This window comes from Mesorhizobium sp. B2-5-13 (assembly GCF_006440535.1).
In the GTDB taxonomy this organism is placed as follows: Bacteria; Pseudomonadota; Alphaproteobacteria; order Rhizobiales; family Rhizobiaceae; genus Mesorhizobium; species Mesorhizobium salmacidum.
Map to the genome: position 1 here is coordinate 48,604 of NZ_VFUI01000015.1, position 13,402 is coordinate 62,005.

A 13,402-nucleotide genomic window follows, 5' to 3' on the forward strand; every position below is an offset into this window, starting at 1 on the left:
TGACGCGATGACCCGACCCTACGCGCCAGGCTATCGCATTCCCACCGACCTTCTGCTCAAGGCATACGCCTCGGGCGTCTTTCCGATGGCCGAGAGTGCTGGTGATCCGGAGGTCTTCTGGGTGCGGCCGGAGACGCGCGGCATCATCCCGCTCGCAGGTTTTCACATACCCAGAAGCCTGAAGAAGACGATCCGCAAGCACGCATTCGAAATTCGTTTCGACTTCGATTTCGAGGCGACGATCGACGGTTGTGCCGAGAAGCGCGAAGAGCGCCGCTCGACCTGGATCAATGCGCCGATCCGCGAGGCCTACGTGCAGTTGCACCGCATGGGGCACTGCCATTCGGTCGAGGCCTGGCGCGAGGGGCGTCTGGTCGGCGGGCTCTATGGAGTCTCGCTTGGGCGGGTGTTTTTCGGCGAAAGCATGTTTTCCAAGGAGACGGACGCGTCGAAGACCTGCCTGGTGCATCTCGTCGAGCGCCTGAAGGCTCGGGGCTTCGCGCTGCTCGATACGCAGTTCACCACCGAACACCTCAAGCGCTTCGGCGCCGTCGACGTGCCGCGCGGCAAATACGAAAAGATGCTGGCCGACGCGCTGAAAGGTGAAGCGGTGTTTTTTCCGTAGGGATCAAGGCCTATTTGGCGGTGGCCGCCAGCGGCGTCTGCGCATGGAACATCATCTTCCAGCCGTTGGCGCGATGGACGTAGCCGGTGCTGACCAGCGCTGCATAGGGCTCGCCATTCTCCCTCGTCGCGCGCGCTTCGTAAGTCAGCATGACAATATCGCTACCGGGTTCGATTATTCCCTTGAGCTCGATGTCGAGGTCGCGCCAGCGGTTGGGTTTGGTTGCGGTCTTGGCCAGATCGGCATTGTCCATCGCCTGTGCCATCTGCGGAAACGCTACCAGGCATTCGGTATCAACGTTGGCAGCATAGTAGCTAGCGTCACCCGTCCAGAACCCTTTTTCGAGTTCCAGCAACTCGGCCTTGTTGGCCATGATCCGCTTGCTGTCCGACATTGGCGTGTCCTCCACGCGCGTGGTGATTGTCCAACGCGCGCCAGCCATGGCGGTTCCAAGAGATCAGTTGGTGTCCGTCGTAGCCGGTTCCGCGGCGTCGTCGGGCTGTGCCGCGTCCGGACTGACCGTGGGCTTTGGCTTGGCCGAGGCAGACTGGGTTGCGGCTGGCTTCGAAGCGTCGGTCTTCGCCCCGTCGGCCTTGGTCGCACCACTCTTGCCAGCGTCGGGCGCCGGCACATCCGACTTCTGCTTGCACGCCTTCAACCAGACGTCATAGACGGCATGTTCGACGGCATTGAGACCCGGGCTTTCGGCGAACATCCAGCCAGTGAAGATGCGGCGGATCTTGCGGTCGAGCGTGATCTCGTCCACCTCGACGAAGGAGTCGGTCTTCGGCTCTTCGTTCTCCGGCCTGGAATAGCAGACCCGTGGCGTAACCTGCAGGGCGCCGAACTGCACAGTCTCGTCGATATAGACATCGAAAGTAATGATGCGGCCGGTGATCTTGTCGATGCCAGCGAACTCGGCGACCGGGTTGGTGATGCGATCCGATCCCGCGGGCACCGTCGGCGCCGGAGCGGCGGGTGCAGGTGCGGGTGAAGCCGAAAAGGCGACGGTGCTGACGGCGAGGCTGGCGGCTAGCGCCAGACCGCCTGTCGATATCAGGTTGAAAAAGCTCATGCAGGGGTACCGGTGGTTCGCGCCCAGGTGATTCCGTCGATCGCCAAGGCTAGTCGCCGTTTTCTGATCAGCAAGCAGCTAAACACCAATTGTGGCGATAAAGGACCGGCCTGCGCCTTACCGTTACAACCCGCGCCGTTACGACCCCGGCGTCCATGCGTCGTAATCGCCGGTGACCTGCGGGCGATGTTGATTGGTCAGCAGCGAGCCCTTCGGACGATAGGCTGCCGGCGTGCCGGTCAGATTTGGTAAATGCGGCTTTTGCCAGTCGCGCGGCCGGTAGTCATCGCTGGGGGGAGCGACATCGACCCGATGGTGAATCCAGCCGTGCCAGCCAGGCGGGATGGCCGAGGCTTCCGAATAGTTGCGGTAGATAACCCAGCGACGCGTGCGGCCTTCCGAATCGATGCCGCCTTCGTAATAGACATTGCCGGCCTCGTCCTGGCCGACTTCCTTGCCGTGCCGCCAGGTGTGCAGGCGCGTTCCCAGCGTCTGGCTGTTCCACCAGGTGAAAAACTGCGTTAGGAAAGTCTTCATTTCAGAACCCTCGCGCTGGCGGCGCCCGTTCCCTGCTTATGGCGTCAGGCCTTCGGGAAGGCAAGGGTTTTGCCACGGGGAGCGGCAAATGGCGCGCCAGGGCCCGACACAAGCCTGTGATCCCAAGGGGTGGCCGGATGCGCGCTTGCCAAGCCTTGCCGCTCTTTCTAAAGCTCTGCGCGCCCATGCGGAAATCCTATCCGGCCGGGGCAGAAGGAGGCGACGATTGGCCACGCAATTGCCGACCACCGATATCCGCATCGGCGCCGACCTGATTCGCCGCCGCAAGGGCGGCACGCCGATCGTCTGCCTCACCGCCTACACCTACCCGATCGCCCGCCTGCTCGATCCCTATGTCGACCTGCTCCTGGTCGGCGACAGCGTCGCCATGGTCCTGCATGGCCATGAGACGACGCTGGGCGCCTCGCTGGAGATGATGATCGCGCACGGCCAAGCCGTGATGCGGGGCTCGGCCAAGGCCTGCGTCGTCGTCGACATGCCGGCCGGTACTTATGAGGATTCAGCCGCGCAGGCCGTGGCCTCGGCGCGGCGCATCGTCGGCGAGTGCGGCTGCCAGGCAGTGAAACTCGAGGGAGGCGTCGACATGGCCGCTCAGATCGCGGCGATCGTGGCCGCCGATATCCCGGTCATGGGCCATATCGGCCTCCAGCCGCAATCGGTGGAAAAGGACGGCGGCTACAAGATCAAGGGTCGCACGGACGAGAATGTGGCCGCCCTGATCGCCGACGCGAGCGCGGTCGAGAAAGCCGGTGCGTTTTCGCTGGTCATCGAAGGAACGGTAGAGGCGGTCGCCGCGGACATCACCCGCCGCATCGCCATTCCAACGATTGGCATCGGCGCCAGCGGCGAGTGCGACGGCCAGATCCTGGTCATCGACGACATGGTCGGGCTAACAGTCGATCGCGTGCCTAAATTCGTCAAGCAATATGCCGACCTGCGCAGTGTGATCCAGCATGCCGCCGAGCGCTACGCATCGGAGGTGCGGGACCGCGATTTCCCCGGCCCCACCCACGTCTTCTCGAGAACAAATGGCGGGGATGAATCATGAGCCGGCCCGACGTCGTCGACAGCGTTGCCGCGCTTCGCGCGCGAATTAGCGACTGGCGGCGCGATGGGCTGCGCATCGCCTTGGTGCCGACCATGGGGGCATTGCATGACGGGCATCTTTCGCTGATCAAGATCGCGCTCGAAAGAGCGGATCGCTGCGTGGTGTCGATCTTCGTCAATCCGACGCAGTTCGCGCCGAGCGAGGATCTCGACAAGTACCCGCGCCAGTTGGCCCGCGACCTCGACATGCTGGCGACGGCCAAGGCAGATCTTGCCTTCACGCCTGATGTCAGCGAGATGTATCCCGCCGGTTTTGCCACGAGAATCTCGGTCGGCGGCCCGTCAGCCGGGCTCGAAACGGACTTTCGCCCCACCTTTTTCGACGGCGTCGCCACCGTGGTGGCCAAGCTTCTCCTGCAGGCTGCACCCGACGTCGCCATCTTTGGCGAAAAGGATTATCAGCAGCTTTGCGTCGTCAGGCAGCTTTGCCGCGACCTCGACCTGCCTGTCGAAGTCATCGGCGCGCCGACCATACGCGATGCGCATGGCCTCGCCATGTCGTCGCGCAACGCCTATCTCGATGAAGCCGAACTCCGGATCGCGCGCCAGCTCAACCTTATCCTGCGCAAGGCGGCGGCGGCGCTGGCGGCGGGCGCAGGTCAAGGGGAAACGATCGCAGACGCAAGCCGCGCCCTGATCGCAGCCGGCTTCCAGAAGGTCGATTACGTCAAGGCCCGCGAAAGCCTGACACTTACGCCATGGCGGCACGACCGAGCGGGCCGCGTTCTCGCTGCCGCCTGGCTGGGAAAAACCAGGCTGATCGACAATGTGGAAGTTCCCACCGCCTGATCGGCGCGCGCTGAAAGCTCCGGCCTGAGCCGCTGCCTGGCAGGATCCGGCTACGTTGCCTTCTTGTATTTTTCGAGAAGTTTATCGAGGTCATTGACGTCCAGAGGCGGATGTCCCGCCGCCGGATCGTCTGCCGGGTTGAATGTGACGACGATGTCGCGCCACAAATCATAGTGGGCGGCGACGGCGGGCGGATCCCGCCAGGGCACGGCCGATCACTTATGCAATAACCGTAAGGTCAAAGCCACGCTCAGGCCGCTTCGTCGGCGCGCTTCTTTTCGATCTGGCCGATGGCGTCGACCACGGCGTCGAAGGTCAGCATGGTTGACGCATGGCGCGCCTTGTAGTCGCGCACCGGCTCCAAATAGCCGAGGTCGGCGAAGCGTCCTTCGGGTGGCGCGCCGTTCTCCTTCAGCATCTTCAGCATGGTCTCGCGCACCGCGCGCAATTCCTCGGCACTGGCGCCGACGACATGTTGCGCCATGATCGAGGACGATGCCTGTCCGAGCGCGCAGGCTTTCACGTCGTGGGCAAAATCGGTTACCACGCCGTCCTCCATCTTGAGGTCGACGGTAACGGTCGACCCGCACAGCTTGGAATGCGCCTTCGCGGTCGCGTCGGGATGATCGAGCCGGCCGATGCGGGCGATGTTTCCGGCAAAACCGAGAATTTTCGCGTTGTAGACGTCGTTGATCATTATTTTCCAATCCGTCGCCGCCAAGCAAACAGCGATTGCCGTTGTTGCGTCTTTCATTCGCCCGGCACGACCATATATAATGCTGGCAGTCCGGTATCGACAAGGCGGCGAGAGCCACTGTCCTTGCCGGGAAGTTCACGCCGCTTACGGGGCTGGAAACGGGGCGAGTTTCCGACACCGAAAGGTCGTGGTCCGTTCAACTCGTTCCTCCTGAGAGAGGGACTACGGGAGACGCCTTTTATGGATGCCGTCATCAAGAAACTCATGCCTCAGTCGGCCTATATGGAAAAGCCGGTCACCGACCGCCCGAGCGAGGTCGAAGTCGAGGCCGCCGTGCGCACATTGCTGCGCTGGACCGGCGACAACCCGGATCGCGAGGGTTTGATCGATACCCCCAAGCGGGTGGCCAAGGCGTTCCGTGAAATGTTCGGCGGCTACGATATGTGCCCAGCCGAGGAGCTTGGCCGTACTTTCGAGGAGGTCGCCGGCTACGACGATCTCGTGATCGTCAAGGACATCCAGTTCCATTCGCATTGCGAGCACCACATGGTGCCGATCATCGGCAAGGCGCATGTCGGCTATCTGCCCGACGGCAAGGTCGTCGGCCTGTCCAAGATCGCGCGCGTCGTCGATATCTTCGCCCATCGCCTGCAGACGCAGGAAGCCCTGACCGCGCAGATTGCCGGGGTCATCCAGGACGTGCTCAACCCGCGCGGCGTCGCTGTCATGATCGAGGCCGAGCACATGTGCATGGCCATGCGCGGCATCCGCAAGCAGGGCTCAACCACGCTGACCTCCACCTTCACCGGCGTCTTCAAGGATACGCCCGAAGAGCAGGTTCGTTTTGTCACCATGGTGCGCGGCGGCAGGGCGTAAGCCCCTTGCCGACGTCACGGTCAACAGGAAAATGGACCGGCAATGTCGGCACTGGAATTTCCGAAAGCTCCCTCGGACAAGAAGATCCTGGAAGAAGGCACGGTGTTCTCGCCGCGCTTCGATGCCGCTGGTCTTGTCACCGTCGTCGTAACCGATGCCGCCGACGGCATGCTGCTGATGGTCGCGCATATGAATGCGCAGGCGCTGGCGCTGACGCTGGAGACCGGCATTGCCCATTACTGGTCGCGCTCGCGCAACGCACTCTGGAAGAAGGGCGAAACCTCGGGCAATTTCCAGCATGTCGTCGAGATGCTCACGGATTGTGACCAGGACGCCATATGGTTGCGCGTCAAAGTGTTGGGCCACGACGCAACTTGTCACACTGGCCGGCGTTCATGCTTTTATCGGACGGTGGGGCTGATCGACGGCAAGGGGACGCTTGCCGACGACGGCAGCAAGCCGCTGTTCGATGCGGAAAACACCTATCGAAAGCCATCAGCTTGAACCTTCTGCCTCACACCGATCACATAGATTCATCATTTCGATACGGCCCATCCGTATAGTAGCCTGGGACAAGGGAGATCATGATGCTCGAATGGGCGTCATTGCCTAACAGACCAGATGTCAGGGAGGCCAACGGCCTGTCCTCGGCCGGCGGCGCATCCGCGACAAAATCTCCAAAGAAAACCGGCATTTCGCTCGCGCTCGGCGGCGGTTGCGCCAGAGGCTGGGCTCATATCGGCGTGCTGCGGGCGCTCGATGAAGCCGGCATCGAAGTTTCCATGATCGCCGGCACCTCGATCGGTGCCCTGGTCGGCGGCTGTTATCTCGCCGGCAAACTGAATGAGCTGGAAGAGTTCGCCCGGAGCCTCACAAGGCGGCGCATCTTCGGCCTGCTCGATCTCAACCTGCGCGGCAGCGGCCTCTTCGGCGGCATGAAGCTGGACGCGCGCCTGCGCGAGCACGTGGCTGGTATCCGCTTCGACGATCTGCCCAAGCCATTTGTCTGCGTCGCGTCGGAAATCCGCACCGGCCACGAGATCTGGCTGTCGAGCGGCTCGCTGATCACGGCCATGCGCGCATCCTACGCGCTGCCGGGCGTGTTCGAGCCGGTCGATTGCAACGGCCGCGTGCTGGTCGACGGAGCGCTGGTCAATCCGGTGCCCGTTTCGGTCTGCCGCGCCTACGAGCAGCCGCTCGTCGTGGCGGTCAACCTCCACTACGACCTGTTCGGCCGCGCCGCCGTGATCAAACACAGTGCCGGCGAGCTGGTTATCGAAAAGGATGCGCCAAGGCCCGGTCAGGTCAACTCCCAGCACCAATCGCACCAGACGCGTCTGGGCATCACCGGCGTGATGGTGGAAGCCTTCAACATCATCCAGGACCGCATTTCACGGGCGAGGCTTGCCGGCGATCCGCCCGACATGTCGCTGCAGCCCAAGCTCAGCCATATCGGCCTCACCGAGTTCCACAGGGCCGACGAGGCGATCCAGATCGGCTATCAGGCCACGATGGCGCAGATCGGTGAACTGACCCGACTGCAGACGGTTCTCGCCTAGATCATCTCATCAAGCTCTATTCGCTTCGGCATAAACTGATTGCAAATGCAATTAGTTATGGTGATCTGGGCCGATCGAAGCGGAGGTGCCGATGGCCAGGATTGTCTATTCCATGCTGACGTCGTTGGACGGCTATATCGCCCGATCGGACGAGGACATCGGCTTGCCGGTGCCCGAAGCGGAGCTGCACCAGCATTTCAACGACATGATGAGACAGGCCTCCGCCGTACTCGCGGGACGGCGCATGTACGAAACGATGCGCTTCTGGGACAGTCCTGAGCGCGAGACCGGTACCGACGAGGTCGAGCAGGATTTTGCCCAGGCATGGCGCGAAACGCCGAAGATCGTTTTCTCGACCACGCTTCGGCAAGTCGGGTTCAATGCCCGCTTGGTGGATGACGATGCCGAGAACACGGTACGAACCCTCAAGGCGCATGCCGATGGCCTCGTCATCCTCGGCGGTGCCGACCTTGCGGCCTCTCTGATGCGAGCCGGTCTCATCGACGAATACCGGCTCTATATGCATCCTGTGGTGCTGGGTGGCGGCAAGCCTTATTTCCAATCCGGCCTGTCGCTGGCGCTGAAACCGCTCGATACGGAAAGTCTTACCCAGGGCGTGACGTTGCTGCGTTATGCGCCGGCCGGCTGAATTGCCCGGTTTCCGCCGCGCGCCTACGCCCGTGCGGCATCGATAATGCGAAATTGCATCGTACGGTTGCCGTTCCAGTGATTGCCCGACAGCGAGCCGGCGACATGCATCGTCTTGCCCCGGTTCTTGAACAGGAATTCGCCAAGCACCGTGTCGACGGCGCGAAAGGCGATCGCCTGGATGCGGCCGCCGCTCTCCGACTGTAAGTCGGCGCGAATATGATTGGTGCCGACCGGCCTGATATCGACGAGCCGATGGCGCGGCAAAGCGAAAACCGGCGCGATATGCCCGGCGCCGAAAGGGCCCGCCTTCTCCAGGGCGTCGAGCAGGCCTAGCGTCGCGCCTTCCGCGGCAAGCGCGCCATCGATGGCCAGGGTTTCCTCATCCTGCAACCGGAAGACGTCGGCCGCCGCCCGCTCCTCGAAGAAGGCCCTGAGCTCGCCCAGCCTTGCGCGCTCGACTGTGATGCCAGCAGCCATACCATGGCCGCCGCCCTTGACGATGAGCCCGGCATTGGCGGCTTCGCGCACCAGCCGGCCAAGATCGAAACCCGATACCGAACGGCCCGAGCCGGTGCCGGTGCCGTTGGCGTTGAAGGCGATGGCGAAGGCCGGCCGCCGAGCGTGATCCTTCAGTCGTGAGGCAAGCAGGCCGACAATGCCGGGGTGCCAGTTGTTGCTGGCGGTGACGACGATTGCCGGACCGCTGCCGCCCGCGAGCTCGGCATCGGCCTCGGCGCGCGCGGCGGCGAGCATCTCCTGCTCCATCAGCTGCCGTTCCTGGTTCAGCCGGTCGAGCGTCTCGGCGATGGTCTGCGCCTCGACCGGATCGTCCGTTGCAAGCAGTCGGCTGCCGAGAGCCGCATCGCCGATGCGCCCGCCCGCATTGATGCGCGGGCCGATCAGATAGGCGAGATGGAAGGTGCTGATCGGCTCGCCAATGCGTGACACCCGCGCAAGGGCAGCTATCCCCTCATTCTTCTGCTGCCGCGCCACTTGCAGGCCCTTGACGACGAAGGCGCGATTGACGCCCGTGAGCGGCACCACGTCGCAGACGGTGGCAAGCGCGACGAGATCGAGCAGCGAAAGCAGATCCGGCGGCGTCGCGTCGGTCATCGCGCGCAGCACCTTCGCGGTTTGCACCAGGGCGAGAAAGACCACGCCGGCGGCACAGAGATGACCCTGTCCGGAAAGGTCGTCGTCGCGGTTTGGATTGACGACGGCATGCGCCGCCGGCAGCGCGCAGCCAACCTGGTGGTGGTCCAGCACCACCACATCGGCGCCCGCCTCCTTGGCGGCCTCGACGGAGGCGGCGCTGTTGGTGCCGCAATCGACGGTGACGATCAGCGTCGCGCCGCGCGAGACCAGTTCGCGCATGGCGTCGGGATTGGGACCGTAGCCCTCGAAAATACGATCCGGGATATAGATTTCCGACGGCACCGAGAAATGCATGAGAAACCGCTTCAGCAAGGCCGACGAGGCCGCGCCATCGACGTCGTAATCGCCGAAGATCGCTATTTTCTCCCGGGCAACGACGGCGGCGGCGATGCGGATAGCAGCCTTGTCCATGTCGGTCAGCGAGGCCGGATTCGGCAACAGGTCACGGATCGTCGGGTCGAGAAACCGCTCGGTCTCATCGACGGCAACGCCGCGTCCGGCAAGAACGCGCGCGACGATGTCGGGCACGCCATGCCCCTGCGCGATGGCAAGCGCGATCATGTCCTGCCGTTCGGTCAGCCGGTGCTCCCAGGAGAGACCGGTCGCCGACTGCCTGACATCGAGGAAGAGGCGCCTGTCGCCCATCATGCGCTTTGCCAACTCATGGTTGGCGGCAGGATAATGCATGTCGCCCAAAAGTGTGCAGCGGTTTTGGGATAACGACATGCAGGCGTCGCAGAAGAATTCAAGAAAAACTACGCTTTCCGCTTTTCAGCCTGGCGCCGGACCCACTCGTCGGCTGCATCTCCCATCGTCTTTTCCCGACCGTCCTTGAGCCATGCCATGAAGGGTCGATCGAACCTGAACGTGTCGCCGCATTCGCGGGTAAGAAAGCGGCGCACGTTCTGGGTGTTGCGGTAGGATTTCGTCACAGGAGTGGCACGCGAAATCGGATCCGCGTGCCAGTCGAACACCGTCATCGTTAGTCCTTGCGCGGCCAGGTTCAGATGCAGCCAATGGCTAACAACTGCGGCCCGGCTTCGCAAGCAGGTCTAGAACTTATCCAGATCCTGGTGCCGGGCCTTGATCTCCCGCACGGTACGCGACGAGGAGCGCAGCACGATTGTATGCGTGGTGATGTAGGTTCGGCCGAACTTGACGCCGGCCAGCATGTTGCCGTCGGTGACGCCGGTGGCCGCGAACAGCACATCGCCGCGCGCCATGTCCTCGGCCCGATAAACCCGCTTCGGATCGGCAATCCCCATATTGGCCGCGCGGGCGACCTTCTCGGGCGTATCGAGGATCAGCCGGCCCAGCATCTGGCCGCCGGTGCAGCGCAGGGCGGCCGCGGCCAGAACGCCTTCCGGTGCGCCTCCGGTGCCGAGATAGATGTCGATTCCGGTTTCTTCCGGGTCGGTGGTGTGGATGACGCCGGCGACGTCGCCGTCGCCGATCAGCCGGATCGCGGCGCCGGTGGCACGCACGGCGTCGATCAGCTTGGCGTGGCGCGGCCGGTCGAGGATGCAGGCCGTGATATCGGACACAGCGACGCCCTTCGCCCGGGCAAGGCTGGCGATGTTCTCGGCCGGCGTGGCATCGATGTCGATGACGTCTTCGGCGTAACCCGGACCGACCGCGATCTTGTCCATGTAGACGTCGGGCGCGAACAGCAGGCTGCCCTTCTCGGCGATCGCGATCACGGCAAGCGCGTTCGGCAGGTTCTTGGCGCAGATTGTCGTGCCTTCGAGCGGATCGAGCGCGATATCGACCGCCGGGCCTTTGCCGGTCCCGACCTCCTCGCCGATATAGAGCATCGGCGCCTCGTCTCGCTCGCCCTCGCCGATCACCACCGTGCCCTTGATGGCGAGGCGGTTGAGTTCCTCGCGCATGGCGTCGACGGCGACCTGGTCGGCAGCTTTTTCGTCGCCGCGGCCGCGCAGCCGGGCGGCCGCGACGGCGGCCCGTTCGGTGACGCGCACCAGTTCCATGGTGAGTATCCGGTCAAGGCCGGCGACGATGTTCTGGGCCACATTCATTTCGGCAAATCCTCGTTTGATGCCGCCTCCCGCCGGAGGCGCGCCTGTTTTGTCAAACGAGCATGACAACGGCAAGACCTACCGGCAGCTTTATCGAAAGGACAGCAATATCAATCGATTGAACCGCATTCCTGAAACAATGCCCACCGGTTCGAGACGACCCGGGCCAACACGAAACGGGAAATTCCCGTTCCTCGCAGCCTAGAAAACCGCGAGGTATTTGAGCAGCGAAACAATGCCGATGATGATGACGATGATCTGCACGATCTGTCTCATTCTGGCGTCGAGCGGCAGTCGCTGGACGAGATACAGAACCAGGATAATGACCAGGAATGTAATGAGAATGCCGATCAGCATGGACGACGCCATGATACCCTCCCCGAGACGGCCGTGTTGAAAAACGTAGCGAGATGGTGCGGTGGCCAAGCTGGCCGCCCTTGCGGCTAATGGTACCAGCGGCGCGGCGTGTCGTTCATCGACTGGCCGATCGCGAGGCCGGCCAAGAAGCCAAGTAAGCCGATCACCCCAACCACTGCGGTCGTCGTGCCCGGATTTTCGCGCGCGGCTTCTGAAACGGACTGAGCCTGGCTGCGCAACTGCTGCGCTGTCCGCGAGGCGCGGGAAGCGGCTGTATCGTAGAAATCCGATGCCTGTTCGCTGGCGTCATCGAGCATTTCCGCGCTGCGCGCCGAAATGCTCTTGTTGATCTTGGTGATCTCCTTGCGCAGGTCGGCGATCTGCTTTTCCAGCGTCTTCTGGATGTCCTCAATGTCAGGAGGGCCGGATTTGTTGGTATCAGCCATGAAGCGGCTCCCTTGGTTGCTGACCAAGAGAACGGTGCCGACGCCAATTCGTTCCGGGCGGCAGTGGGATCCTCACAGAACGGAAATGCGCCGCCGGTGGTTATGCCCGCGACGACGAGGCCGCTGCTACCCTGCTCGCTCGATGCGGATGACCTGCGGCTTGTCGGTCAGATGGCCGTCTTTGGTGATGCCGTCGACGGCCTTGCGCACGGCGGCCTCGGTGGTCTCGTGGGTGACGAGGATCACCGTCTTCTGCGCCGCCGCCTCACCGCTGACCGCGTGCTGGACGATCGATTCCAGCGAAATATCATTGTCGGCCATGCGCTTGGCGATTGCTGCGAACACGCCGATGCGGTCATGCACGGTCAGCCGGATGAAGTAGCCGCCGGCGTGGCTGCGCATCTGCGCCTTCTTATACGGTTTCAGCTCCTTCGCCGGCAGGCCGAAGACAGGACCATGCTGAAAGCCTGGCCGGCTCTTGGCGATGTCGGCGACGTCGCCGATGACCGCCGAGGCGGTGGCGTTGCCGCCGGCGCCGGGACCGGAGAGCAGCAATTCGCCCAAAATGTCGGTCTCGATCGCCACCGCATTGGTGACGCCATGCACCTGCGCGATGACGGAAGCCGTCGGCACCATGGTCGGATGCACGCGCTGCTCGATGCCGCTTTCGGTACGCTGGGCGACGCCGAGCAGTTTGATCCGGTAGCCAAGATCGCCTGCCGCACGGATGTCGGCCTGGGTGATGTTGGAAATGCCTTCCATGTAGATGTCGTTGGCGGCAATCCTGGTGCCGAAAGCAAGGCTGGTCAGGATCGACAGCTTGTGCGCGGTGTCATGGCCCTCGATGTCGAAGGTCGGATCGGCTTCGGCATAACCCAGCCGTTGCGCGTCCTTCAGCACGACGTCGAAGGAAACGCCCTCGGCCTCCATGCGCGTCAGGATATAGTTGCAGGTGCCGTTGAGAATGCCGAACACACGGCTGACCGAGTTGCCGGCCATCGCTTCGCGCATCGTCTTGATGACGGGAATGCCACCTGCCACCGCGGCCTCGTAGTTGAGCAGCACGCCCTTCTTCTCGGCGATTTCGGCAAGCGCCACGCCATGCTTGGCAAGCAGCGCCTTATTGGCGGTGACGACATGGCGGCCGGCTTCGAGCGCCGCCTTCACAGAGGCACGCGCCGGCCCCTCATCGCCGCCGATCAGCTCGACGAAAACGTCGATCTCAGCGGTCTGTGCCATCTTCACCGGATCGTCGAACCAGTTCGCGGAGCTCAGATCGGTGCCACGGTCGCGTTTCCGGTCGCGTGCCGAAACCGCCGACACGATGATGTCGCGCCCGCATTGGCGGGTCAACTCCGCCGCCTTGTCGCGCAACACGCGCGCCACCGATGCACCGACCGTGCCAAGTCCGGCAATTCCAACACGCAGTGCTTCAGCCATGGAAGGCGGCGCCCCTCAAATCAGATCGAAT

The 13,402-nt window shown here is 63.2% G+C and carries 18 protein-coding genes; 7 read left to right on the forward strand and 11 right to left on the reverse strand.

The genetic code is table 11. The features are described from left to right. Nucleotides 1-7: 7 nt before the first annotated feature. On the forward strand, nt 8-625 hold the full coding sequence (aat, locus tag FJ434_RS21905) for a leucyl/phenylalanyl-tRNA--protein transferase (protein WP_140508804.1): 618 nt from the start codon (nt 8-10) through the stop codon (nt 623-625). A gap of 10 nt (nt 626-635) precedes the next feature. On the opposite strand, the gene FJ434_RS21910 is transcribed toward aat, so the two are convergent. The 3 genes from FJ434_RS21910 to FJ434_RS21920 form a co-directional block, all read right to left on the reverse strand. Then, nucleotides 636-1,019, reverse strand: a complete 384-nt coding sequence (locus FJ434_RS21910; protein ID WP_140711859.1) for a hypothetical protein — start codon at nt 1,017-1,019, stop codon at nt 636-638. 63 nt (nt 1,020-1,082) lie between these two features. After that, nucleotides 1,083-1,700, reverse strand: a complete 618-nt coding sequence (locus FJ434_RS21915; RefSeq protein WP_140751226.1) for a DUF2155 domain-containing protein — start codon at nt 1,698-1,700, stop codon at nt 1,083-1,085. Nucleotides 1,701-1,838: 138 nt separating this feature from the next. Further along, on the reverse strand, nt 1,839-2,237 hold the full coding sequence (locus tag FJ434_RS21920; protein ID WP_140711475.1) for an NADH:ubiquinone oxidoreductase subunit NDUFA12: 399 nt from the start codon (nt 2,235-2,237) through the stop codon (nt 1,839-1,841). Nucleotides 2,238-2,463: 226 nt separating this feature from the next. Between FJ434_RS21920 and panB the strand changes: the two genes are divergently transcribed. Both panB and panC read left to right on the forward strand, forming a co-directional pair. Continuing rightward, nucleotides 2,464-3,306 carry a 3-methyl-2-oxobutanoate hydroxymethyltransferase gene (panB, locus tag FJ434_RS21925; RefSeq protein ID WP_140751228.1) on the forward strand — a complete coding sequence of 281 codons (843 nt, stop codon included), beginning with the start codon at nt 2,464-2,466 and terminating at the stop codon, nt 3,304-3,306. After that, nucleotides 3,303-4,154, forward strand: a complete 852-nt coding sequence (panC, locus tag FJ434_RS21930) for a pantoate--beta-alanine ligase (protein ID WP_140751230.1) — start codon at nt 3,303-3,305, stop codon at nt 4,152-4,154. Before panB ends, panC begins: the two co-directional genes overlap by 4 nt. Nucleotides 4,155-4,204: 50 nt before the next feature. On the opposite strand, the gene FJ434_RS29895 is transcribed toward panC, so the two are convergent. Further along, entirely contained in the window at nt 4,205-4,363 is a 159-nt protein-coding gene (locus tag FJ434_RS29895) for a hypothetical protein (RefSeq protein ID WP_181166055.1), read from the reverse strand. A gap of 41 nt (nt 4,364-4,404) precedes the next feature. After that, nucleotides 4,405-4,851, reverse strand: a complete 447-nt coding sequence (locus tag FJ434_RS21935) for an iron-sulfur cluster assembly scaffold protein (protein WP_015317578.1) — start codon at nt 4,849-4,851, stop codon at nt 4,405-4,407. 240 nt (nt 4,852-5,091) lie between these two features. Here FJ434_RS21935 and folE point away from each other — a divergent pair, with 240 nt between their 5' ends. The 4 genes from folE to FJ434_RS21955 all read left to right on the forward strand — a co-directional run bounded on the left by folE (nt 5,092) and on the right by FJ434_RS21955 (nt 7,935). After that, nucleotides 5,092-5,727: a GTP cyclohydrolase I FolE gene (gene folE / locus FJ434_RS21940; protein ID WP_140508795.1), complete on the forward strand. Its 636-nt coding sequence runs from the start codon at nt 5,092-5,094 to the stop codon at nt 5,725-5,727. A gap of 42 nt (nt 5,728-5,769) precedes the next feature. Further along, the gene (gene hisI / locus FJ434_RS21945; RefSeq protein WP_140751232.1) at nt 5,770-6,231 is read left to right on the forward strand and encodes a phosphoribosyl-AMP cyclohydrolase; all 462 of its coding nucleotides are present in this window, start codon (nt 5,770-5,772) and stop codon (nt 6,229-6,231) included. Nucleotides 6,232-6,314: 83 nt separating this feature from the next. After that, nucleotides 6,315-7,286, forward strand: a complete 972-nt coding sequence (locus FJ434_RS21950) for a patatin family protein (RefSeq protein ID WP_140751234.1) — start codon at nt 6,315-6,317, stop codon at nt 7,284-7,286. Between the two features lie 91 nt (nt 7,287-7,377). Further along, nucleotides 7,378-7,935: a dihydrofolate reductase family protein gene (locus FJ434_RS21955; protein ID WP_140751236.1), complete on the forward strand. Its 558-nt coding sequence runs from the start codon at nt 7,378-7,380 to the stop codon at nt 7,933-7,935. A gap of 23 nt (nt 7,936-7,958) precedes the next feature. On the opposite strand, the gene recJ is transcribed toward FJ434_RS21955, so the two are convergent. The 6 genes from recJ to FJ434_RS21985 form a co-directional block, all read right to left on the reverse strand. Further along, a complete protein-coding gene (gene recJ / locus FJ434_RS21960; RefSeq protein ID WP_140751285.1) occupies nt 7,959-9,740 on the reverse strand; it encodes a single-stranded-DNA-specific exonuclease RecJ in 1,782 nt (593 codons plus the stop codon). Nucleotides 9,741-9,847: 107 nt separating this feature from the next. Then, on the reverse strand, nt 9,848-10,072 hold the full coding sequence (locus FJ434_RS21965) for a DUF6434 domain-containing protein (protein ID WP_140508790.1): 225 nt from the start codon (nt 10,070-10,072) through the stop codon (nt 9,848-9,850). 72 nt (nt 10,073-10,144) lie between these two features. After that, nucleotides 10,145-11,128: a class II fructose-bisphosphatase gene (gene glpX / locus FJ434_RS21970; RefSeq protein WP_140508788.1), complete on the reverse strand. Its 984-nt coding sequence runs from the start codon at nt 11,126-11,128 to the stop codon at nt 10,145-10,147. A 201-nt stretch (nt 11,129-11,329) separates the two neighbouring features. Then, the gene (locus FJ434_RS21975) at nt 11,330-11,497 is read right to left on the reverse strand and encodes a Thivi_2564 family membrane protein (protein WP_084637105.1); all 168 of its coding nucleotides are present in this window, start codon (nt 11,495-11,497) and stop codon (nt 11,330-11,332) included. Between the two features lie 74 nt (nt 11,498-11,571). Further along, nucleotides 11,572-11,931, reverse strand: coding sequence for a hypothetical protein (locus FJ434_RS21980; protein WP_140508787.1), 360 nt, complete (start codon nt 11,929-11,931; stop codon nt 11,572-11,574). 126 nt (nt 11,932-12,057) lie between these two features. Then, a complete protein-coding gene (locus tag FJ434_RS21985) occupies nt 12,058-13,371 on the reverse strand; it encodes a homoserine dehydrogenase (protein WP_140508785.1) in 1,314 nt (437 codons plus the stop codon). Nucleotides 13,372-13,402: the final 31 nt, after the last annotated feature.

Excerpts from the sequence above, each read along its gene's own strand:
- FJ434_RS21975 (WP_084637105.1), bottom strand. The coding sequence starts at position 11,497 with ATGGCGTCGTCCATGCTGATCGGCATTCTCATTACATTCCTGGTCATT.
- hisI (WP_140751232.1), top strand. The coding sequence starts at position 5,770 with ATGTCGGCACTGGAATTTCCGAAAGCTCCCTCGGACAAGAAGATCCTG.
- FJ434_RS21910 (WP_140711859.1), bottom strand. The coding sequence starts at position 1,019 with ATGTCGGACAGCAAGCGGATCATGGCCAACAAGGCCGAGTTGCTGGAA.
- FJ434_RS21980 (WP_140508787.1), bottom strand. The coding sequence starts at position 11,931 with ATGGCTGATACCAACAAATCCGGCCCTCCTGACATTGAGGACATCCAG.
- FJ434_RS21920 (WP_140711475.1), bottom strand. The coding sequence starts at position 2,237 with ATGAAGACTTTCCTAACGCAGTTTTTCACCTGGTGGAACAGCCAGACG.
- FJ434_RS21915 (WP_140751226.1), bottom strand. The coding sequence starts at position 1,700 with ATGAGCTTTTTCAACCTGATATCGACAGGCGGTCTGGCGCTAGCCGCC.
- aat (WP_140508804.1), top strand. The coding sequence starts at position 8 with ATGACCCGACCCTACGCGCCAGGCTATCGCATTCCCACCGACCTTCTG.
- FJ434_RS21965 (WP_140508790.1), bottom strand. The coding sequence starts at position 10,072 with ATGACGGTGTTCGACTGGCACGCGGATCCGATTTCGCGTGCCACTCCT.
- recJ (WP_140751285.1), bottom strand. The coding sequence starts at position 9,740 with ATGATGGGCGACAGGCGCCTCTTCCTCGATGTCAGGCAGTCGGCGACC.
- folE (WP_140508795.1), top strand. The coding sequence starts at position 5,092 with ATGGATGCCGTCATCAAGAAACTCATGCCTCAGTCGGCCTATATGGAA.
- FJ434_RS21935 (WP_015317578.1), bottom strand. The coding sequence starts at position 4,851 with ATGATCAACGACGTCTACAACGCGAAAATTCTCGGTTTTGCCGGAAAC.
- panC (WP_140751230.1), top strand. The coding sequence starts at position 3,303 with ATGAGCCGGCCCGACGTCGTCGACAGCGTTGCCGCGCTTCGCGCGCGA.
- FJ434_RS21955 (WP_140751236.1), top strand. The coding sequence starts at position 7,378 with ATGGCCAGGATTGTCTATTCCATGCTGACGTCGTTGGACGGCTATATC.
- glpX (WP_140508788.1), bottom strand. The coding sequence starts at position 11,128 with ATGAATGTGGCCCAGAACATCGTCGCCGGCCTTGACCGGATACTCACC.
- FJ434_RS21985 (WP_140508785.1), bottom strand. The coding sequence starts at position 13,371 with ATGGCTGAAGCACTGCGTGTTGGAATTGCCGGACTTGGCACGGTCGGT.
- FJ434_RS21950 (WP_140751234.1), top strand. The coding sequence starts at position 6,315 with ATGCTCGAATGGGCGTCATTGCCTAACAGACCAGATGTCAGGGAGGCC.